Raw genomic sequence first — 21,034 nt, 5'->3', positions numbered from 1 at the left:
CAACCGCACCCCACATTCCGCGCGCAAATTTATTGAATTCATACGCAAACCCAGGGTGCCGGCGCAAACAATCGCCAAAAGAAAAAACCGGGCGCGCGGCCCGGTTTGATCCTTACTCGTATTCTTTTTCGATTTCCTTGTCACTGCGCATCGTATCGATGTGGCGGACGTAGGATTCGATTTGCTCCCGCTTCGGCTCGAGAAACGGCGGCAGGGCAAGTTTTTCACCGAGAGTTTCGTACGGCTCGTCATCCATGAAACCGGGACCGTCGGTGGCGAATTCAAACAGGATTCCCGGTGCGACGCGTGCGTAAAGAGATTCAAAGTAGAAGCGGTCGACGTAGCCTGATGTATTGAAGCCCATGCCTTCCATATGGCCGATCCAATCTTCGAGAACGGAGCGGTCCTCCACGCGGAAGGCGCTGTGATGGATTGTGCCGAAGCCCTGCATGCCGCGCGGAAGTACTGCGTTGTGCTCAATGATGGCACGGGCGCCATTGCCGCCTTCGCCGACTTCGAACAGATAGACAGATCCTTCTTTATCGATTTCACGGAAACCGAGCGCTTTTTCCATGACCTGTTTCATATAGTCGATGTTGCTGACGCGCAAGATGATCGGTCCAAGCCCGGTGATGGCATATTCAAGCGGAATCGGTCCTTTTTGCCAAGGAGTACCGGCTGCGACGCCAGTATCCCCTTCATCAGAAATCAGCTGATACAGCTGGCCGTCAAAATCGGTGAACGGCAGGACTTTGCGGTCGAATTGCTGTCTTATGCCGTCATGCTTGACTTCAAGTCGGTCAAAGCGTTTGACCCAGTAATCGAGCGCGGCATCATCAGGCACCCGGAACGAAGTCCTGTGGATTTCATCCGTGCCGTGGGATCCCTTCGGAATTCCCTGGAAATCGAAGAACGTCATATCCGTTCCGGCGCTGCCCTTGTCATCTGCGAAAAACAGGTGGTACGTGCTGATGTCGTCCTGGTTGACGGTTTTTTTCACGAGGCGCATACCGAGCACATAAGTGAAGAACTCATAGTTCTTTTCGGCAGAACTCGTGATTGCGGTAACATGGTGCATGCCTTTCAAGCTTTGCATATTGGTCCCCTCCAAATTGGGTTGTTTTGTTTTCTCTTATCTTGATTTCAAGATAATAATACACCCATTTCCCTGCCACTTCAATTCTTTTGCCCAAAATATTGAACTTTAACCGTTCTTCCTTCATCATTGATGGTATGACCACTACAGAAATGAAGGAACAATCTATGGAAGATAATCAAATCAACCTGCCAGAGGCAGCATCCGCCCTTGAGGAGGAGAATGTCACCAGGATTCAGCTGGATGACAAGGAAGTCATTTTAATCGGAACAGCTCACGTCTCAAAACTGAGCGCACAGCAGGTAAAGGATGTCATCGACCGGGAACAGCCCGACACAGTCGCCGTCGAGCTGGACAAACAGCGGTTTGAAGCCATCACGAACGGCAATCGCTGGGAAGAGATGGACATCTTCAAAATCATCAAAGAGAAGAAAGCATCCCTCCTGCTTATGAACTTGGCCATCTCGTCCTTCCAGAACAGGATGGCCAAACAGTTCGATGTCAAACCGGGAGCGGAGATGATCCAGGGAATTGAGTCGGCAAAGGAAACAGGGGCGAAACTTGTCCTCGCCGACCGGAACATCCAGACGACGTTCTCACGGATCTGGGGGAATCTCGGACCAGGAGGCAAGGCACAGCTTCTAACTTCTGTTGTCGCGAGCATCTTCAGCCGCGATGACATTTCCGAAGATGAAATGGAAAAGATGAAATCCCAGGATACACTAAACGCAGTCCTGGCCGAATTCACGGAAGCCTTTCCCCGGCTGAAAACACCGCTTATCGATGAGCGTGACCAATATTTGGCCGAAAAGATCCGGACCGCACCTGGCAAAAAGGTTGTCGCCGTGCTCGGAGCTGCACACGTGCCTGGAATCACTGAGGAAATTCACAAAAAGCATGATCTGAAAAAGCTTAATGAAAAACCGCCAAAACCGGTTTGGCCGAAAGTCGTCGGTTGGACGATTCCGCTCCTCATCATCAGCATCATCGCCTATACGTTCATGCAAAACAGCGACGTCGCCACGAGCCAGATGCTAAGCTGGCTGCTCTGGAACGGTTCACTTGCGGCACTGGGTACAATCATTGCAAAGGGACACCCGCTTGCGGTGCTGACCGCCTTTGCCGCCGCACCGTTCACCTCACTGAATCCGCTTCTGGCTGTCGGCTGGTTCTCGGGTCTTGTACAGGCATACTTTACCCGACCGAGCGTCAAGGATTTCCAAAGACTCACGGATGACGTTCTCAGCGTTAAAGGATTCTGGAAGAACAAGGCAACCCGTGTCCTTCTTGTCGTCGTATTGGGCAACATCGGAAGCTCGCTTGGCACTTTCATTGGAGGCGCTGATGTCGTCCGCTCGTTTTTCCAGCATATCTTTTAAATGAGACAACCCGTACAGGAATAAATCCTGTACGGGTTGTTGTGTGTTAGTGGGACAATCGAATAAAATGCCGAGTGTTACGTACACGCACTCGAGAGTTACAAAGCGTTGTCGGGAATCCTTCATCCGAAACCGCAGCAAGTCCTTCTATTTTACTTCCGCTGCCTGGAACTCCCGGATCGCTTCGAGGAACGGTTCCCCGTACTTCGCCAGTTTGTTTTCCCCGACGCCATGCACTTCAAGGAAACTTTCCTCGTCGGCCGGCTTACGTGCACACATGTCCTTCAACGACTTGTCCGAGAAGATGACATATGGCGGAACCCCTGCCTCATCGGCAAGCGACTTCCGCAGATCACGCAGCTTTTCGAAAAGCGGGTCTGCATCGCCGATTGCGACGGTGACGACAGCCTGCTTGCGGGTGACACGCTCGCCGCCTGTCAGGACTTCCTTGCCCTTCGCCGTCACGAAAATCGTCGGAAACTCTCCCTGGCTAACGCCGATCAGGTCGCGGGAGATCATGAAGTCGATCAGGTTCGTGGCTTCCTTCATGCTGTAGGCACCCTTCAGTATTCCATAGGTCGACAGTTCGTCAAACTCCCGTTCCTTCACCATCTTGTCGGCCGAACCGCAGAGGACTTTGGCAGTGATCGCCTTGCCCCACCGCTGGCCCATCCGGATGATGCAGGAAAGCACTTTCTGCGCATCTTCCGTCACGTCGATATTTTCACGGTCGTCGGTACAGTTGCCGCAGCGGCCACAAGCGTGTGTATCCGAGTCGCCGAAATGGCGGACGATGTACTGCTGCAGGCAGTCCTCGGTATGGCAGTAATCCACCATCGCCTGCAGCTTTTCAAGCTCGCGCGGGATGCCGTCCCGGTCATCCGTCTGGTCGATCAGAAAACGCTGCGTTTGCACATCCTGCGGAGAATACAGCAGGATGCACTCACTCGGCAGTCCGTCACGGCCGGCACGCCCCGCCTCCTGATAGTAACTTTCCATGTTTTTCGGAAGCTGATAATGGATGCAGTAGCGGATGTTCGACTTATCGATGCCCATGCCAAACGCGTTCGTGGCAACCATGATCCGCGCTTCATCATTCAAGAACGCTTCCTGTGCATCGCGCCGCTCCTCTTCAGGAAGTCCTGCATGGTAGCGTGCTACAGGAAGTCCTGCCTTTTTCATGTTTTCATACAGCGCATCGACCGTTTTCCGTGTTGCGGCATAGATAATGCCGCCTTCTTCACGGTTTTTCTTGATGAAGTCCTTCACGAATTTTCCCCGGTCCTGCCCGCGGACGACGGAGAAGGAAAGGTTTTCCCGTTCAAATCCGGTCAGGACCGTGTTGCCCTCGGGTATATTCAGCTGCCTGCAGATGTCCGCCCGCACTTCGGGAGTCGCCGTTGCGGTCAGCGCGAGAATCACCGGCCGTTCCGGCAACGCTTCGACGACACTGCCGATCAGCCGGTAGCTCGGTCGGAAGTCATGCCCCCACTGGGAAATACAGTGTGCCTCGTCAACCGCCACCATCGGGATATCCATACGGACCAGTTCCTGGAGGAAGTAGTCCGACTCGAATCGTTCCGGTGCGACATACAGGAGCTTGTAAGCCCCTGCCCTTGCCCGCTCCATCGTATACCGGAATTCATCCAGTGAAAGCGTACTGTTGATGCAGGCTGCGGGTATGCCGATCTCATTCAATGCATCTACCTGATCCTTCATCAATGAGATAAGGGGGGAGATGACCAGTGTCGTGCCTTCCCTGACAAGCGCGGGTATCTGGTAGCACACCGACTTTCCGCCGCCCGTCGGCATGACACAGAGCGTGTCTTCGGCAGTCAGCACCTGGCCGATCACCCGCTCCTGTCCCGGTCGAAAAGACGGATAGCCGAAATATGTTTTTAGTTGTTCATGCGCCTGCTCGAGCATGGTTGACACTCCAATCATGAAGGACGCCGTCCGATCTCCTCAAGAAATCGGCGGACGTCCTTTCTGCTTTTCAATATGATCACTTGCTTATCCGAACCGAGGCTCTCCAATTTGCTGAGAACTCCCGGCCGCTTGTTTTTCCTATAATTCCAGACCCATTTAACAAATTCAATGTTGAGACGCTCCGGACAATCCTTTTGCATATCCGGCCTCGTCTTCCCATGATACCGGATTCGGCGACTGAAAATGCCGTACATACAGACGCGTCGCGGCATATCCATAAAAATCACCGTATCAGCCGCCTGCAGCCGCAGATCCATCGTTGCTCCATAGTTCCCGTCGACGATCCAGCGCTCCCCGTCAAAGAGTCCGCGCTGGATCTCCTTTTGTTCATCCCGTGTCGTCAGTGTCCATCCCGGCTTCCACAGAAGCGCATCCAGGTGATGGACCTCAATGCCCAACCGTTTCCCCAGCTCGCGGGCGAGCGTCGACTTCCCCGCTCCGCCCGGCCCGATCAGCATGATGCGGTCCATGACGATCCCCCGATTCTTTTGTGTGACTCTCATTATAACGCATTGGACGATAGGTTCCCATTCCCCTATTTGGATTGGGAGATTTGGGGCGAGGAAGTTGAGTGCGCGACGGGGCAAGGAGGGGAATTTGATGCGGTAATCCGGTATTTCGAGGCGGCAACTCGTGATTTCCCGACCGCATCTCGCCATTTCACGACCACAACTCAACATTTCGAGACCGCAACCACTGGATTCGCGGCCTAACTCCGCATTCCGCGCCGCCATCCAAAAAAATGCACCGGCATTGGTCGGTGCACTCCTATCTTAATGAACAATCCCGCTCCGGTCTTCCGCGAGCCTGGCGATTGCAGCTTCGTATTCCTCAGACAGCTTCTCCACAATCTGCGCGACGGTTTCACGTTCGGTGACATTGGTGACGCCCTGGCCGGCTGACCAGGCATCCCGCCAGGCTTTAATTTCGTCTTCACCGGAGAAGTCCAGTTTGCCCGTTGTCCCTTTCAGATTCTCTGGATCCAGTCCCTGTCGGATCAAAGAAGGAGTCAGGAAGTTGGCGGGAACTCCACTAATCGCATCTGTGTAAATGATATCCTCTACAGTCGAGTCAATGACCATCTGTTTATAGTCTTCAAACGCAGCGCTTTCTTCAGCAGCGAGGAACCGCGTGCCGAGGTAGGCATAATCTGCTCCCATCGCACGTGCCGCCGCCACGTCCGCACCGCTGGACATCGCACCGGAAAGGATAATCGCCCCGTCATAGAATGTCTTCACCGACGAAATAAAGGCGAATGGATTCAATAATCCCCCGTGCCCCCCCGCGCCTGCGCAGACAAGTATTAGCCCGTCCACACCGCTCTGTGCGGCTTTTTTTGCGTGCTTCACGTTAGCTACGTCCGAATAAACCTTGCCGCCGTATGCATGCACCACTTCGACGACCTCCCCCGGATGGCCAAGTGAGGTGATGACAATCGGGGGCTCGTATTTCCTGATCAATTCCAAGTCTTCACTGTAACGCTGATTCGCTTTTTTATGGCAGATGAAGTTGACCCCCCAAGGCGTATCACCCAGTCCGTCCTTCACCTGCTGAAGCCACTCCGCGCACGCCGATACGGGTCGCGCGTTCAGCAGCGGAAACGTTCCGATAACACCCGCCTTCCCTGATTCGATCACCATTTCCGGATTGGACACCAGGAACATTGGAGCCACGATCACCGGCAGTTTAAGCATATCCCCCACCCCTTTTCGAATTCAGATCATTAAGACACTTCCACTCTCATTCTTACCTCCCAGTCCAATCGTGTCAAGACGAAATGAATGAATGTTCATTCTTTATTCAGGACATCCCTTTCCTAACCGACAATAAATTGTAAGATATGACTCAACTCTTTTCCCTACAAAGTCACAAGAAATTCCGCTATAATGGGCTTATTCTGACTTAGGAGTTGACCGTCTTGAAGCCGATTTCCAAACTTTCTTCAAAAGTGTTTCTTGTCGCATTGCTTCTCGTCGTGGCAGTCGGTGGAGCCGGGTGGTTCTGGTACGACAGCACCCGGCCTGCAGAGGTCCCGTTCGCAAAAATCCAGGAACTGGTCCAATCTGACGCCGGCACGATGATGACGCTCACCGAATCGGCTTCCGGTACGCTGACTCTTGAAACGCCGGACGGAACTTACCGGACAAACGTCCCGCCGAACAGCCAGAGCGTCGAACAGCTGGTTGTGAATCACGCGGTGAACTATGAGTATTCAAAACAAAGTACGGCAGACCGGCTCCTCCTCGCCGGGATTTTCGGTGCCATCGCAGTAACATTCTTTATCCTCTACCGGAAAGGCAAGCTCGGAACTGCTTCTTCAATGAAGCAGAGCGCCGCTAAAGCCGCGCCGCTTCCGGATGTCACACTCGATGACATCGGTGGAATCCCTGATGAGATGAAAGACGAAATCGGTCAGGCGCTTGCCGTCCTGAAGGATCCGAAAGCCGCAGAAGAAGTCGGCCTGACACCGCCCAGGGGAATCTTGCTCTATGGACCTCCGGGAACCGGGAAAACGCTTCTCGCACAGGCCATTGCCCGGGAAATTGGCGCAACGTTCTTTTCCTCGAGCGGTGCCGCCTTCACCGAAATGTTCGTCGGTGTCGGCGCATCCCGCGTCCGTACTCTTTTTGAAAACGCCCGCAAGCAGCGCCCCGCTGTTATCTTTATCGACGAAGTGGACGCGTTGGCCGGCAAACGGAAGCAGCACGGCGGAGAGGAATCCGAAAAGACCCTAACCGAACTTCTTGTCCAATTGGACGGAGGCAACGACAACGACGGTATTCTCTTTATCGCGGCGACCAACCGGAAAGATATGCTGGACGACGCCTTTGTCCGTCCCGGCCGGATCGATTTCGAGTTCCAGGTTCCTCTACCGGATACCCAGGGACGCCGTGAGATCATAGATATCCATACAAAAGGCAAGGTCTTTGCGCCGGAAGTTGCTGCTTCGTTTGATGCACTGGCGGAAAGCACCTCAGGTTTTTCAGGTGCCGAACTAAGCTCCCTGTTTGAAATGGCAAGCCGGCGTGCACTCAGGGACGGCCGGACCGAAATCGCCAAGAGTGACCTGGACTTTGCAATCGACCGCACCATTCTCGGAAGCACTGCCCGCTCCCTGAACGACCCGGACACCAAGCATCGGGTTGCCATCCACGAAGCCGGCCATGCGCTGGTTCAGGCGCTCACAAACCCGGGCTCTGTCCGAAAGGCGACGATCATCCCGCGTGGCATGGCGCTTGGCTATGTCGCTCCCCTACAGAAGGAACTGCATCTGTCGACCGTGAGTGAGCAGCTTGACCGTGTCTCCATGATCCTCGCCGGCGGCGTAGCCGAGCGGCTCCACCTAGGGGAACATAGCCTCGGTGTCGGCGGTGACGTCCAACAGGCCAAACGCTTGCTCGAGGAAATGGTGGACACTGGTCTTCTCCAAGACGGGTTCAGGCTCACGTTCAACAATAATGAAAAAGAAGCGCGCATGCAGAAACTATTCGAAGAAGCCCTTGAGATGGCAGAACTGCTGATCAAGAGCCATCCTTCCGAATACGCCCGCCTTGTGGACGCACTCATGACGAAGGAAACCATCGATGGCGATGAAATCCAGGAAATCGTCGGTTATAAGAAAGTGGTCCGCGACGATTTGGTTGCCACTAAAGCATATTAATACAATAAACGCCTCCCATTACCGGGAGGCGTTTTACATGTCTGGTATCAATCAGTTCATATCCTTATGTTTAAACGGACACTTGCCCTTGATAGGCACAATGTCGTCACCGATGAAAAATTGTTTCCATTCGTTGTGCGTCGGATCGCCGAAGTGGCTGATGTCCGGATGTTTTGGCAGGTTGTCCCACTTCTCTACACGTTCCCGGACTTTATCCCGCGAATTGATGCCACCAGGCTCCGTTCCCTCCAGTCCCTTGAAGATTTTACGTGGCTGGAATCCAAGTACCATTGCATTACCAAGGTCGCGGGTCTTCCGCTGCTTATAAGCCGGCGCATTGCCGAAGACAAATATCGGCTCACCGCCAAAGCGGAAATCCCATAGGTGATGGTCCGGATCTTTCGGAGCATCCGCCGGCCATTCGACCGGGTCCTGTTCGTGAAGGTACTGGAGAATATCCCAGAACTCTTTCCGGTAATCTTCCAGGTCACCTTCTTTCTCAAACGGTTCCACAAACACAAAGAAGCCATACCGTTTGTGTTTCGGATTTTCGAACAGTTTCAGGAATTCCATTAGAGCCTTTGGGAGATTGGACCAATCTTCCCTCTCGATATAGGCGTACCGCAACTCACCGCCGAGTTCTGCAGCCATCCCGAAATAGCAGGGAAACGTCTTGTCCGTCACGGTTTTGTGGAATGTATGATATTCACGCAACAGCCACTCGGGAAGGTCTCCCCGGTTACTGAAGTCTTCTTTGACAAGCATTTTGTTTTCTATAGTTTTCATGATGACCCCTCCGTTTGATCTCTGATACCATTATCCCCTTTTTGGGCAATAGAGAAACCGCTTCATCACTTTGCACTCTCAACCTCGTCTCTTATAGTCGCTGATTGATTATAGATTCGTCAAATATACTCAGGCAAATAAAAAAGGCCGTCTCCACGTTGACTCTTGTAGTCACTGGCGGAACGACCTTTTCTCGTATATTTGGTTTTGTCTCTTTTAACTCTTGTTGTCAGACCGACATTACGGAACCGTTTTTGTTCTGGATTCATGCGACCCTCCCGTTCGATCTTAAGACGAAGTTTCTTTGCTTTTGAATTTGCCACAACCATCATCTCCTTCTTGTCCTTACATCATCAGTATACAAAATCACTCACCGAATTAGGTAGGAATAGGAACCTGTTTTCTAGAATTTGTTACGGACAGCGGCTTAGGAGGTATTAAATGAAACTTTTAACAGTAAACAAGCAGTTTAGGTTTGTTGGTGTAAAAGGTAAAGGGGCTTTTGAAGAATTTGGAACACTCGTTCCGCAAGCAGCTCAGGAAGTCATTGTCCGATCAGGCGGAATTGAATCTGTTGCCGGAAAAGAAATCGCGGTATTCGAACCCAAGAAAAGCCACGGCCATCTCGAAGGTGAGTTTTACGTAGGCTTATTAATCGATGCACCTTTAGATAAAGTTCCGCTTGGAATGACTTATATGGAAGTGCTGGGGAATTACGCAACAGCAAGGGGAACCATGGAAGACTTACAGGGTCTTCATGCCGCTTTGCTAAAACAGACCATTGAAAGCGGTTTTCATATCAACCGGGAAGAATATATTGTTGAAGTCTATATTCCTGCGGACACCGGTGAAGAAGTTGAAATCTACTTGCCAATTTTAAGTCAAAACACTGCCGGTTAGGTCCACTTCCGGAGCATCGTAATGTAAGGTATGCAACTTTGACTGATTGCCAAGCAAAATCACCTGAATGTTTAAGTCTTTGACATCCGCCATCCCGGCCAAATAGGCAATAGAAAAAGCTCCCACAAGGGGAGCTTTTTAAATGATTAATTCCTGACAGCCGCTTCTTCACGGATTTCCGTTACCCATCCGAACGTGTCTTCTTTCACGCCCGTCTGCAGCCCTGTGAGTTCTTCGTAGAGCTTTGTCGACAGTTCGCCCGCCTCACCGCCATGGATGGTGAAAGAATCGCCCTTCCAGCTGAATTCACCGATTGGCGAGATGACAGCTGCCGTTCCGGTGCCGAACGCCTCATCAAGACGTCCTTCCTGCTGGGCGGTTTTGATCTCTTCCATGGTGATGCGGCGCTCGGTCACCGGGACACTCCACGATTTCAGCATCTCGATGATTGATTTACGCGTGATGCCGCCGAGAATACTGCCATTGAGTGCAGGCGTAACGACCTCGCCATCGATCTTGAAGAAAACGTTCATGCTGCCGACTTCTTCAACATATTTCTTCTCGACGCCGTCGAGCCAGAGAACCTGGGAATACCCCATCTTTTCTGCCACTGCCTGTGCTTTTAGTGAAGCGGCATAGTTGCCCGCGGTTTTCGCGGCGCCTGTGCCGCCTGCCACCGCACGGACGTACTCGTTCTCTACAAGAATCTTGACCGGGGCGATCCCTTCCTTGTAGTACATGCCGACCGGGGACAGGATGATGATGAACTTATACGTAAGCGACGGCGCCACACCGAGGTGAGGCTCGGTCGCAATCATATAAGGGCGAATATAAAGGGATGTTCCCTCCGCTTCCGGTACCCAGTCCTTCTCGACCTTGATGAGTGTTTTCAGTGCTTGCAGCGCATCCTCTTCATTAATCTGCGGCATGCAGAGACGATCGCAGGATTCGTTCATCCGGCGGAAATTTTCCTCTGGACGGAAAAGTCGGATTGCACCGTCTTTCGCCCGATAAGCCTTGAGCCCTTCGAATACGGTCTGGCCATAATGGAAGATGATTGCGGACGGATCCAGTGTAATCGGCTCATAAGGTACGATGCGGTGATCGTGCCAGCCAATCCCTTCCGTATAATCCGCAATGAACATATGGTCTGTGAAGTTGCGCCCGAATGCGATGCCGTCCGTGGATGGCTTCGTTTTCCGTTCCTGGCACTCATTGATGCTGATCTGCATGTTCCCCATCCTACATCTTCCTCCTTGATATTCAAGGTACGCGATATATCGTATACTCATGAAAAAAGAATAATGACTATATTATACATATTTTCAGACAGATTTAAATACTTTCGGCTAAAATAATTTTTTGTCCAGTCATCCATGCAGGAACTTAATCGGTTTTGCTGTGAATATAGCTGCCGCTCCATTATTTTGAGCTGTTTTGCACATATATCGCTCTGCTCTGCAATTTTTTGCAAATACTATTGAAAGTAGTCCTTAATACAAAAAACCGGCCACCTTTTTGGTGCCGGTCAATTCGTTACTATGCGACCGCGACTTTTTCGGCCATCTCCTCGCTTGGCAGCACAAGCTTTGGGAACCGTTCATAGACCGGCTGCAGCTTAGCTATGATTTCCTCGATTTCCGCCGGGTCGCTGAACGGGTAATGAAAATAGTAGGATCCCCGCTCCGTTTCGAGAAGGACTTCGAAAACCTGCGTGACTTGCTTCCGGACTGAATCTTCATCGCCCACAACAATTTCTTCAGCTTCAAATCCGTTTTCCGATGACTGGCTTACGAACAGGTTTCCCGGATGCGCCTCCGCATCGAAACCCATCGCCGCCACAACAAATTCATCGATGGTTTTCAAGGTTTCCAACCACATCCCCTCCCGTTTCATACACTATTCCCATTAAACCAAGAGGAAAACCGATAAAACGGGAATTCCTTTGAATCACACAATCACTTTGAACATGCAGACCCAAACAATTAAAAATGGCCATCTGTCAGGATGGCCCTCATCCAATCATACTTCCGCACCTACATGCGCCTCGTTGAGCAGCAGCCTGAGCGTCCCCGCAATTACCGCTTCACCTCGCTGATTGACGATTTCCGTCTCGTAGGCGATGACCCCGGTTCCGTTTTTCCGCTCCTGTTTATCGGCCACTTTCATTCTGACTCTGATGGTATCTCCGATCAGGGTCGGACGGACAAATCGGATCTTGTCCATCCCATAGAAGGCAGCAATAATGCCGGGCGTGAAATTCATCAGGCCGGTCGCAACCGACAGGACCAGCATTCCATGCGCGATCGGCTCGCCGAACGGTGTATTCTTCGCATATTCCCGATCGATGTGGAGCGGATAGAAATCACCGCTCACCCCGGCAAAATTCACAATATCCGCTTCAGTGATCGTGCGTCCGCCGGATTCCCATTCTTCTCCGACTTGCACTTCCCCGTAGTATTTATTAAACATGTCTCTTCCCCCATTCAGAATTTTACTTGCGGTTCGCGCAGATGCTTGAATTCTTCCCTCAGACGGAATTTTTGGACCTTGCCGGATGCTGTTCTCGGCAGTTCGTCCAGGAAGACAAATGAGCGCGGCTTTTTATATCGCGCCAATTTGCCGTCGGTAAATTCAAGGAGTTCCTGTTCCGTAATGGACCATCCGGGCTTCGTCACAATGACCGCGCACACCGTCTCGATGTATTTCGGATCCGGTATTCCGACGACAGCCACATCCTGGACGGCCTCATGCCGGATCAGCACATCTTCGACTTCCACAGGATAGATGTTTTCTCCACCGCTACGGATCATATCTTTTTTGCGTCCCGAGATGGTCAGAAAACCCTCTGCATCCAGAACACCAAGGTCCCCTGTATGGCACCAGCCATCAACGAATGTCTTGGCAGTGGCTTCCGGCTTGTTCCAGTATTCCGAGACGACCGCCGGACCCTTCGTGCAGATTTCACCGATCTCTCCTGCAGGCAGCGCTTCACCCTGCTCCCCGACTACTTTCACTTCCGTGAACGGCATCGGCTTGCCGGCTGTGTATCCCTTTGTTTTTGAATCTGCCGGGTCCAGTGAAACGGCGATCGGCGTTCCTTCGGTCAAACCATACACCTGGACAAGGCCGATATGCGGAAACAGTTCATTCAAACGATCAATTGCCCAGGAAATGATTGGGTCGCCTCCCGAATAAATCGTCCTCAACGACGTCAATCCAAAAGCTTCGATTTCATTCAGCTTCAGCATCTCATAAATCATGAACGGGAACAGGAAGACATCTGTCACTTCCTTTTCTTCGATCACCTCCAGCGTCCGCCTGATCTCAAAGTTCCCGCTCTTGGAAATCACGACCGTCCCCCCTGACAACAGAACAGCGAGCGCCACATCCTCCATCGCCCCTACATGATAAAGCGGGCCAGTGGTCATGCCGACAGTATCTCCGTCAAAGTTCCATTTCAGGGATTGCAACGTTGCGAACCAGATCGTGTTCCGATGTGTCCAGAGTGCTCCTTTCGGTCGCCCTGTCGTACCGGATGTATACATCAGCATGACCGGGTCCGTTTCTTCGAGCGTCGGGCGCACTGCCAGTTCCTTATTTCCCTTTAAAAGCTTATCCCAACTATCCGCCCACTCCGGTGCTTCCCCATCGGCGGCATAGCAAATGAAAGATTCGACGGGTATGCGATCCCTGACAGGCTCCAAACGCTCTGAAAGCGACGAGTCGAAGCAGAGCACCTTCGTGCCGGAATCATTCAAAATGTACTCCAGTTCCTCCGATTCCAGCCTGAAATTCATCCTAACTGCGATACCGCCGATTTTGGCAATCGCAAAATACAGGGCGAAATATTCCAGAGAGTTAAACAGCAGCATCCCGACGCGGTCGCCCTTTCTGACTCCTATCTCCGAAAGCACATTGGCGTACCGGTTGGTCATCTCATTCAGTTTTCCGTATGTCCAGGTCTCCCCTGTTTCCATGGCCAGTGCTTCCTTGTCCGGGTGCAAAGTCTGCAGACGGGGCTCCACCCTGTCCAGCAAATATCCGACGTCCATGTGCGTCCCCTCCTGTCAGTTGATGTTCAGCCTTCCATTGCCTTGAGTGGAGGCTGTTCCATTTCTGCTGATTCCTGCGGCTGAGTCATCAGCGAGACGACGACAAAGCCGAGAATCGAGATGACGAGTGAAATGGCTCCGACGACCACGCCTTCAGGGAGAAGGGTGATGCCATACTTGTTGAGGATTTCAAAGGCGAAGTTCAGTGATACCCCAAGGATGATGCTGGTGATGGCCCCCTGCTTTGTGGCCCGTTTCCAAACGAGACCGAGCACGACAGCCGGGAATACGGCGGCTGCAAATGTCCCCCAGCCGAAGACACCGAGAAGTGCCACAAGCGTATCCATATAAAACGAGAAAAGAGTCGAGACCACGAGGAGGCCAAATACGACAACCCGGTTCCATAGCAGCTCATTCTTGATCTTCTTGCCGAATGCGCGCGGGATGTCCCGCACGAGGCTTGCCGCTCCAAGGGTGACAAAACCGGAACCCGTTGACATGATGGCAGCCAGCAGACCGGCAAGGACAAGCCCCCCGATGATGGAAGGCGTAAATGCCGTAACGAACACGACCAGTGAATCATCCGCTGACGCAACCTCCGGGAACCGGCCCTGGATTTGCAGGGAGCGGGCGGTCAGTCCGATACTGACAACAAGAAGCACCGTAATCGCATAAGCCAGACCGGCAGTGAATGCGCCCCAACGCAGTTCCTTGGCACTTTTGATCATCAGGAATTTATTGATGAAATGAGGCTGTCCTGCCGCTCCGAGACTGAATAGGAGGAACCAGCAGGCGATCGTGATCAGAGAGAAATTGCCGAAAGGCGATGCGAGCAGCGGATCCGAGGATTGAAGGGTTTCTGTGATGTTCTGCATGCCTCCGCCGACATTTAATGCAAAGAAGAAGATCACGATCGAGACGACGATCATAATGACTCCCTGGAACAAATCTGTGTAAACAGAAGCGATGATACCGCCCCCGACCGAGTAGAAAGCCAGGATTCCCAGGCCGATCAGTGCCCCGACAGCCGGTGAAACACCGAATATCGAGTGCATGATGACACCCATCGCCTGAACCTGCGTGCCCAGGTAGCCTATAACACCGAGCGTAATCGCAAACCCAAGCCATCCACGAACCGCCCTGCTGTTATACCGTTTTTCCACAACATCTCCAAGAGTAAAGACATCCCCCATTTCACCCATTGCCCAGATCCGTTTTCCGACCAGGAACCAGGTCAGGGCGAAACCTAATGGTGCTGCGATCAGAACTCCCGCAGCAAACCCCATACCGCCGGTAAAGGTCTGGCCCGCACCTCCCAACAGCCCAAACCCGCTCTGGATGGAAGTGAACGCGGCAATAGCCATGACAAACATACCAAGACTTCTGCCGGCAACCAGAAAGTCACTTGCGGATTTGGTTCTTCTCGTGGCCCAAACACCTATCAGGATACAAACCAGCAGATAGAATGCGACAATACTGATGATGGTTACGTTCATTTGGCAGCCTCCCCGGTTTTGAACTCATTCTCCATCTCTTCTATGTCACCCGGATCAAAAATCAGGGCATAAATCAGAGAAGCGATCACCGCCAACGGGAGAATGCCGAGCAGATAGAGGGCGAGACCGGGTGTCATACCCAGCACATAGAAACTTCCGCCAGCCGGATCATTGCGAGTGATCAGGTCGAGCGTCACGAACAAAACGATGTATCCCCCGGCGACTGAGATCGGAACCCACAGCAAAGCAGGCCTATTTCTGACCGCCTTCCAGATCCCGATAGTGATGGCTAACCCGATCACGGCCAGGTACGGATACAGGATGAGCCTCCACGACTGCAGAAACATGCCGACCAGCGACAGAACAATAAGTCCGGAAAATAAATACATGATACGGTCGGAAACGTACAAGCAAACAACCTCCCTTTATTTTGAATCGACGGAAACCGTCGTTAAAACCAGAAAGAAAGCGTTTTCAATTATCAGAATGAATAAAATATATGAAACTAAATCGAAACTGTCAATGTGACTTTATCACTATTCGTGCAGTTCCACTCTCTACAGACATACATAAAGCTATATCGGTATATTGGCTTCATATCTGCTAAACGGTTTTTAAGTCTTTGTTTTGCTGAGAATGATTGTGCAGAATATTAAAGCCAAATCTTAATTTCTTATTATTTATATCTGCCAAAATGAAATAAAGGCGGATCCCAGGTCTCGGGATCCGCCTTTTCTTCCTATATTAATATTTGTAGGATTGTCCGCCATCAATCGGAACAACAGCTGCATTAATGAAGTTAGCCTGGTCAGATAGCAGGAAAGCAACCAGATAGCCCACTTCTTCCGGCTTGCCGAAGCGCTTCATCGGGTTCGGCTGAACGAATTCCTTGCCGACCTCTTCCCAATTGTCGCCGCCAATCTGGCGGAGAGAACCTTCGACCATCGGGGTCATAATTGCGCCAGGCGCGATGGCTTTGATGCTGACACCGTATTGCCCATACTCGATCGCAGAGTTTCGGGTCAGGCCGACGACGCCATGTTTACTGGCAGCATAGCCAGACTGGTTGCCCACTCCTCGGATGCCTCCTACGGATGCCGTGTTGACGATTGAGCCGGAACCCTGTTTTTTCATGACAGCCAACACATACTTCATGCCATAAAAGACGCCATTTAGGTTGATGCTGACGACTTTCTGGAATTCATTGCTGCCAAAGTCCTCCGTAAGGTCCTGTTTCCCCTCGATACCGGCATTGTTGAAGAATCCGTCTATCTGTCCAAACCGGGATACTGTGTCATCGACATATTTTTTTACCTGTTCTTCTTCAGCCACGTTCGCAGTCAGCAGGATGACTTCCGCTTCCGGAGCCACTTCCATGATCGCCTGTTTGGTTTCTTCAAGTCCCTGCTCATTCAAGTCGACCAGAGAAAGCTTGGCGCCTTCTTTTGCAACTTGAAGCGCGGAAGACCTCCCGAGTCCGGAACCCGCACCCGTAATCAGAACCACTTTTCCATCAAATCGGTTTGTAATCTTCTCATCCTTTCCTTGCCGGACAGTGAACGGCAGCACTGCCTGTTATCCTTCCCCGGATGTGCTGAAGAAAAACGGATAATAAGAAAACCGGAGCCTTTTCGGCCCCGGTTTTATGCTTCCATAAAGAACTGTTTTGCTTTTTCGACGAACGGCTGGTCTTCAGGAAGCAGGTCGTCCTCGTAAAAGATTGCGTCAACCGGGCATACTGCAGTGCAGGCTCCGCAGTCGATGCAGAGATCCGGATCGATAAAGAACTGGTCCTCACCTTCAAGAATGCAATCTACCGGACATACGTCCACACATTCACCGGCTTTTTCGCCGATGCACGGTGCCGTAATCACGTGTGTCATTTTCATCACTCCTTACCTATTCAAGTTACCATATTTCCCGCTGTTTCGCTCTCAAAAACATGAACTTGTCGAAATTTATCCTGTTTCGTCATCGGACAAACGGGAAGAACATGACTGTACAATTAAACAACATCAAACAGGAGGGATGGCACCGTGGCTCACGCACAACATCAGGAGCTTTTGCAGACGCTGCATGAATGCATGGAGGCCTGCAATCACTGCTTTGATGCCTGCCTGAAGGAAGAAGATGTCAAGATGATGGCAGAGTGTATCCGGCTTGACCGTGAATGTGCGGATATTTGCGGCTTCCTCGAAGCGGCGATCAGCCGGAACTCACCGTTCATCAGCCAACTCGCCCAAGTTTGCGCAGACATCTGTGAAGCTTGCGGGGAAGAATGCCGCAAACACGACCATGAGCACTGCCAGAAGTGTGCAGAAGCGTGCATGAAGTGTGCGGAAGCATGCCGGAATGTCGCATAAGCCAATGGACAATCATATGTTGAGGAGCGACTGCAGGCAGGGAATCCGTTTCCTGCCTGTTCCTCATTTTACATACCATTTCTGATAAACGGGTACGTTATACGGCGCCGGCCGCAGCAAGCGACTTGAGTCCATGTCGTTAATTTTTTCCTTTGTGTTATTTGTTTAGACATCCACTCGTTGTTTGCACAAGCAAATCTTCCAAACATCAAGATTGCCGGATGCGGGTAGAGGGAACGAGATAGACAACAGCCAGAAAAAGCAGGTGAACATATGCAACTGTATACGATCGGACATTCTACTCACGATGAAAAAGAATTTCTCAAATTGCTCCATGATGCAGGCGTGGAATTGCTCGTCGATGTCCGTGCTTTTCCCGGGAGCCGGAAGTTCCCTTGGTTTCACACGGATCGTATGAAGGATTGGCTTCCTGAAAGTGGGATTGACTATTTGCATATCCGCGAGCTTGGAGGACGCCGCCGCAAATCCAAAATCATCAGTGATGATGTAAATGCAGGCTGGAACAATCGCTCCTTTCACAACTATGCGGACTATACGCAAGAAGAGGAGTTCAAGGAAGGTCTCAATAAACTGCGGATAGCCGCAAAAGAAAAGCGTGCGGCTGTTTGTTGTTCAGAACGTCATCCAGCGCGCTGCCACCGGATGTTGATCAGTAACTATGTGGCCCTGCATGGCGGTGAGATGGTACATATACTCGACGGCAAAGAAGGCAAGACAGTGACCGAGCCTCATCAGCCTGGTCGCTGGGGTGCTATGCCGTACAAGCGTATGGACGGTGAAGTGGTTTATCCAGCAGATGAAAAAGAAGCCGATGCGGATTGACGCATCGGCTTCTTTTTACTTCTCTCTTCTTTTCTCCATCAGGGCAGCCATTTGATTTGCGTCTGAACTGCCTTCATTGCGCAAGCCATCGATGATGTTCCCGTAGTCAGTACTGTTCCGATTCTGGCTCAACTTGTATGCCGCCTGTGTTTCATCCACTTTCATTTTAAAGCCGACCACAGCATTTATCTGCTGTTTCGTTTCCTGCGAAAGGTTTTCCCAGAGTACAGGATTCGGACGATGCTGCTCATATTTCTTCATCAGCAGGTCCAACTCGTCTTCCAGCTCCTTATTATTCATCAGCTGCACCTTACCGTATAGATGGACGGCCTGATAGTTCCAGGTGGAGACATTTTCGTGGGTGTACCAGGAAGATGAAATATAAGCATGCGGCCCCTGGATCATCACAAGCGCTTCCTGCTCAGCAATCGTCTTCCATTGGGGATTCGCCTTGGCGAAATGCCCGGTGACATACCACTCTTCTCCAAACTGCCGAAACTGGAAAGGCAGGTGTGTCGAGACCGGCCTTCCGTTATGTACGGTTACAATTGAACCGAATGAGTGCTCCTCAACGAACCCCTTAATTTCTTCAAAATCGGTGACCTGGAAAAGCTTAGGTATGAACATTATAACTCCCCCTTAATAAATCTCTTTCTCCATGATGAGATCAGTCTGCTCGTCATCCCCCATAAAAAACGAGTGTGCGCCTGTACGGATAAAACCAAGCTTTTGGTAAAACGCGATGGCGTTTTTATTTTCTTCCCAGACCCCGAGCCATATTTTCCGTTTTCCATCCTGCTCGGCCAGTTTCATCGCCAGGTTAAATAGGACCTTACCGAGCCCCTGTTTCTGGAAACGTTCGCTGATATAGATCCGCTCCACTTCCAGTGAATCATCACCCATCGCTTCCGACTGGGCGTTTCCTGTATTGACCTTCAGATAGCCGGCGGTTTTCCCGTCTTTCTCAATGAAGAAAAATCGTGATTGCGGATGAGCCAATTCTGCTTTTATGCGCTTCGGGTTAAACGCCTTTTCCAGATACGCATTTAGATTCTCCTGTGAATTCTGCGCCCCGAACGTCTCCCTGAACGTATCGATGCTGATCTTCCGGAGTGCTTCCAAATCTCTTGACTCACAAGGTCTGATTTCAACAGTCATGCCGGTTCCCCCTCTTCAATAACTTCTCTTGTTCCCTTTCTTGACATGTTCCCAGTCTTTCTCCACATTTTTCCTAACCCTCCGCAGCAGGCGTAGGAGTATGTCCGCCTCATCTTCAGAAAAGCCTTCCAACGCTACTGAATTGGAATGCTTATGCTCCCTGATGATAAACGGGTAAATCTCAAGACCCTTCGCTGTCGGAAATAATTTCTTGATTCTCCGGTTGTCCACATCATCTCGTTTTTCGATAAAGCCCTTTTCTTCCAGCTTCATAATCGCACGCGCAGCTGTTGTCCTGTCCACCTTGATCATCTCGGCAAGCTTTTCTTGAATGATACCAGGATGCTCGCAGATCCTCACCATGTACAGATACTGTCCTTTTGAAAGGTCGACTTCCTTAAATTCGATGTTGCTGATAGAGTCCAGAGATCTAGCAATCACGCCGATTTCACGGAGAAGCTCCATTTTATACCGTCTTCCCTTCAATAAGTGCATTTACAACATTGCCATTGCTTTAACTTTACTTTTAAATAAGTGTAAATGCAATATAATTTTGAGATAATAAAAACCGATGCCCGGTTCACATCGGTTCGGATGCAGATTCATTGAAAGGCTCTGAGTACTTCACAATACCTCTTACAGGGTTGAGCGCTCCTTCGACCAGTTCCAGCGCCATAAATACATCCTCAGGGATATCGAACGGAGGATGAATCCCCCACTCTGATGCTTTTCTAAATCCGAATCTTGGGTAGTATTCGGGGTGTCCGAGAACAATGACCGAGCGGTATCCGAGATTTTGCGCTTTGTCCAGAGCGGCACGGATCAGTCGGCTGCCGATCCCCTGATTCTGAAACTTCGGCAGGATAGATACCGGTGCCAGGGCCAACGAGTCTTCTTCATTCTCTCCGTCCTCAATCCGGATCTTGGTCAGCAGAATGTGACCGATAATTTGCCCAGCCCCATTTTCTGCTACGATGGAAAGCTCAGGAACATAGGCATCGGATACACGAAGCCGGCCGACCAGAACGTGTTCGTGGTGATCACTCATTTCTTCATCACGGAATGCCTGTTCCACTACTTGGCTGATCGCCTCAAAATCCTTGGGCAAGCTTTGTCTGATGAAAACTTCCACATGCATCCCCCACTTTTTGTGTAATAGTATCTGTATGATTTCCTGATAGTGAACCCTCTAACTTATTTACGGCCATCATCTGTGAAAAGTTTCACATAATCAATCATTAAAGTATAAAGGGGCTGTCCAATAAGTCCCTTAAATAAAGCAGGCGGAGAAAAACGAGTTGTTTTTTC

General features: G+C 51.1%; 23 protein-coding genes. 5 read left to right on the top strand and 18 right to left on the bottom strand.

Annotated features, from left to right (window positions below):
• Positions 1-112 precede the first annotated feature (112 nt).
• The gene (locus AC6CHQ_RS14095) at positions 113-1,096 is read right to left on the bottom strand and encodes a ring-cleaving dioxygenase (protein WP_498081859.1); all 984 of its coding nucleotides are present in this window, start codon (positions 1,094-1,096) and stop codon (positions 113-115) included.
• Between the two features lie 167 nt (positions 1,097-1,263).
• On the opposite strand from AC6CHQ_RS14095, the gene AC6CHQ_RS14090 reads away from it, so the two are divergent.
• Entirely contained in the window at positions 1,264-2,475 is a 1,212-nt protein-coding gene (locus AC6CHQ_RS14090) for a TraB/GumN family protein (RefSeq protein WP_498081858.1), read from the top strand.
• Positions 2,476-2,622: 147 nt separating this feature from the next.
• On the opposite strand, the gene recQ is transcribed toward AC6CHQ_RS14090, so the two are convergent.
• From recQ to AC6CHQ_RS14075, 3 genes are all read right to left on the bottom strand, one after another.
• Positions 2,623-4,401 carry a DNA helicase RecQ gene (gene recQ, locus AC6CHQ_RS14085; protein ID WP_498081878.1) on the bottom strand — a complete coding sequence of 593 codons (1,779 nt, stop codon included), beginning with the start codon at positions 4,399-4,401 and terminating at the stop codon, positions 2,623-2,625.
• 14 nt (positions 4,402-4,415) lie between these two features.
• Entirely contained in the window at positions 4,416-4,934 is a 519-nt protein-coding gene (locus AC6CHQ_RS14080; protein ID WP_498081857.1) for a DNA topology modulation protein, read from the bottom strand.
• A gap of 303 nt (positions 4,935-5,237) precedes the next feature.
• The gene (locus AC6CHQ_RS14075; RefSeq protein WP_498081856.1) at positions 5,238-6,158 is read right to left on the bottom strand and encodes an NAD(P)H-dependent flavin oxidoreductase; all 921 of its coding nucleotides are present in this window, start codon (positions 6,156-6,158) and stop codon (positions 5,238-5,240) included.
• Between the two features lie 224 nt (positions 6,159-6,382).
• Between AC6CHQ_RS14075 and AC6CHQ_RS14070 the strand changes: the two genes are divergently transcribed.
• Positions 6,383-8,125: an AAA family ATPase gene (locus tag AC6CHQ_RS14070; RefSeq protein WP_498081855.1), complete on the top strand. Its 1,743-nt coding sequence runs from the start codon at positions 6,383-6,385 to the stop codon at positions 8,123-8,125.
• A 51-nt stretch (positions 8,126-8,176) separates the two neighbouring features.
• Here the strand turns inward: AC6CHQ_RS14070 and AC6CHQ_RS14065 are convergent, their stop codons facing one another.
• Positions 8,177-8,911 (bottom strand): YqcI/YcgG family protein, encoded by a 735-nt coding sequence (locus AC6CHQ_RS14065; protein WP_498081854.1) that lies wholly within the window; start codon positions 8,909-8,911, stop codon positions 8,177-8,179.
• Positions 8,912-9,030: 119 nt separating this feature from the next.
• The gene (brfA, locus tag AC6CHQ_RS14060) at positions 9,031-9,234 is read right to left on the bottom strand and encodes a ribosome rescue factor BrfA (RefSeq protein WP_251240643.1); all 204 of its coding nucleotides are present in this window, start codon (positions 9,232-9,234) and stop codon (positions 9,031-9,033) included.
• Positions 9,235-9,352: 118 nt separating this feature from the next.
• Between brfA and AC6CHQ_RS14055 the strand changes: the two genes are divergently transcribed.
• Positions 9,353-9,811 (top strand): GyrI-like domain-containing protein, encoded by a 459-nt coding sequence (locus tag AC6CHQ_RS14055; protein ID WP_251240644.1) that lies wholly within the window; start codon positions 9,353-9,355, stop codon positions 9,809-9,811.
• Positions 9,812-9,957: 146 nt separating this feature from the next.
• Here AC6CHQ_RS14055 and AC6CHQ_RS14050 read toward each other — a convergent pair whose 3' ends face one another.
• The 8 genes from AC6CHQ_RS14050 to fdxA all read right to left on the bottom strand — a co-directional run bounded on the left by AC6CHQ_RS14050 (position 9,958) and on the right by fdxA (position 17,245).
• A complete protein-coding gene (locus AC6CHQ_RS14050) occupies positions 9,958-11,052 on the bottom strand; it encodes a branched-chain amino acid aminotransferase (protein WP_498081853.1) in 1,095 nt (364 codons plus the stop codon).
• 298 nt (positions 11,053-11,350) lie between these two features.
• A complete protein-coding gene (locus tag AC6CHQ_RS14045; RefSeq protein WP_498081852.1) occupies positions 11,351-11,686 on the bottom strand; it encodes a hypothetical protein in 336 nt (111 codons plus the stop codon).
• 147 nt (positions 11,687-11,833) lie between these two features.
• Complete coding sequence (locus tag AC6CHQ_RS14040) at positions 11,834-12,283, bottom strand: MaoC/PaaZ C-terminal domain-containing protein (protein ID WP_498081851.1); 450 nt, start codon at positions 12,281-12,283, stop codon at positions 11,834-11,836.
• 14 nt (positions 12,284-12,297) lie between these two features.
• Complete coding sequence (locus AC6CHQ_RS14035; RefSeq protein ID WP_498081850.1) at positions 12,298-13,866, bottom strand: class I adenylate-forming enzyme family protein; 1,569 nt, start codon at positions 13,864-13,866, stop codon at positions 12,298-12,300.
• Between the two features lie 26 nt (positions 13,867-13,892).
• Complete coding sequence (locus AC6CHQ_RS14030; protein WP_498081849.1) at positions 13,893-15,362, bottom strand: sodium:solute symporter family transporter; 1,470 nt, start codon at positions 15,360-15,362, stop codon at positions 13,893-13,895.
• On the bottom strand, positions 15,359-15,772 hold the full coding sequence (locus tag AC6CHQ_RS14025; RefSeq protein WP_251240650.1) for a hypothetical protein: 414 nt from the start codon (positions 15,770-15,772) through the stop codon (positions 15,359-15,361). Before AC6CHQ_RS14025 ends, AC6CHQ_RS14030 begins: the two co-directional genes overlap by 4 nt.
• A 334-nt stretch (positions 15,773-16,106) precedes the next feature.
• Positions 16,107-16,892: an SDR family oxidoreductase gene (locus AC6CHQ_RS14020; RefSeq protein WP_251240651.1), complete on the bottom strand. Its 786-nt coding sequence runs from the start codon at positions 16,890-16,892 to the stop codon at positions 16,107-16,109.
• Between the two features lie 113 nt (positions 16,893-17,005).
• A complete protein-coding gene (fdxA, locus tag AC6CHQ_RS14015; protein WP_092050852.1) occupies positions 17,006-17,245 on the bottom strand; it encodes a 4Fe-4S ferredoxin in 240 nt (79 codons plus the stop codon).
• Positions 17,246-17,398: 153 nt separating this feature from the next.
• Between fdxA and AC6CHQ_RS14010 the strand changes: the two genes are divergently transcribed.
• Entirely contained in the window at positions 17,399-17,725 is a 327-nt protein-coding gene (locus AC6CHQ_RS14010; RefSeq protein ID WP_498081848.1) for a four-helix bundle copper-binding protein, read from the top strand.
• A 273-nt stretch (positions 17,726-17,998) separates the two neighbouring features.
• Complete coding sequence (locus tag AC6CHQ_RS14005) at positions 17,999-18,568, top strand: DUF488 domain-containing protein (protein ID WP_498081847.1); 570 nt, start codon at positions 17,999-18,001, stop codon at positions 18,566-18,568.
• Between the two features lie 15 nt (positions 18,569-18,583).
• Here the strand turns inward: AC6CHQ_RS14005 and AC6CHQ_RS14000 are convergent, their stop codons facing one another.
• The 4 genes from AC6CHQ_RS14000 to AC6CHQ_RS13985 all read right to left on the bottom strand — a co-directional run bounded on the left by AC6CHQ_RS14000 (position 18,584) and on the right by AC6CHQ_RS13985 (position 20,858).
• Positions 18,584-19,195 (bottom strand): FMN-binding negative transcriptional regulator, encoded by a 612-nt coding sequence (locus AC6CHQ_RS14000; protein WP_498081846.1) that lies wholly within the window; start codon positions 19,193-19,195, stop codon positions 18,584-18,586.
• Between the two features lie 12 nt (positions 19,196-19,207).
• Positions 19,208-19,726, bottom strand: coding sequence for a spermidine/spermine N(1)-acetyltransferase (gene paiA, locus AC6CHQ_RS13995; RefSeq protein WP_498081845.1), 519 nt, complete (start codon positions 19,724-19,726; stop codon positions 19,208-19,210).
• 15 nt (positions 19,727-19,741) lie between these two features.
• Positions 19,742-20,191, bottom strand: a complete 450-nt coding sequence (locus AC6CHQ_RS13990) for a MarR family winged helix-turn-helix transcriptional regulator (RefSeq protein WP_498081844.1) — start codon at positions 20,189-20,191, stop codon at positions 19,742-19,744.
• 115 nt (positions 20,192-20,306) lie between these two features.
• Complete coding sequence (locus AC6CHQ_RS13985; RefSeq protein ID WP_251240656.1) at positions 20,307-20,858, bottom strand: GNAT family N-acetyltransferase; 552 nt, start codon at positions 20,856-20,858, stop codon at positions 20,307-20,309.
• Between the last annotated feature and the right edge of the window lie 176 nt (positions 20,859-21,034).

This window comes from Bhargavaea sp. GQ12, from assembly GCF_059758705.1.
This window is presented reverse-complemented; position numbering and strand designations above follow the sequence as displayed.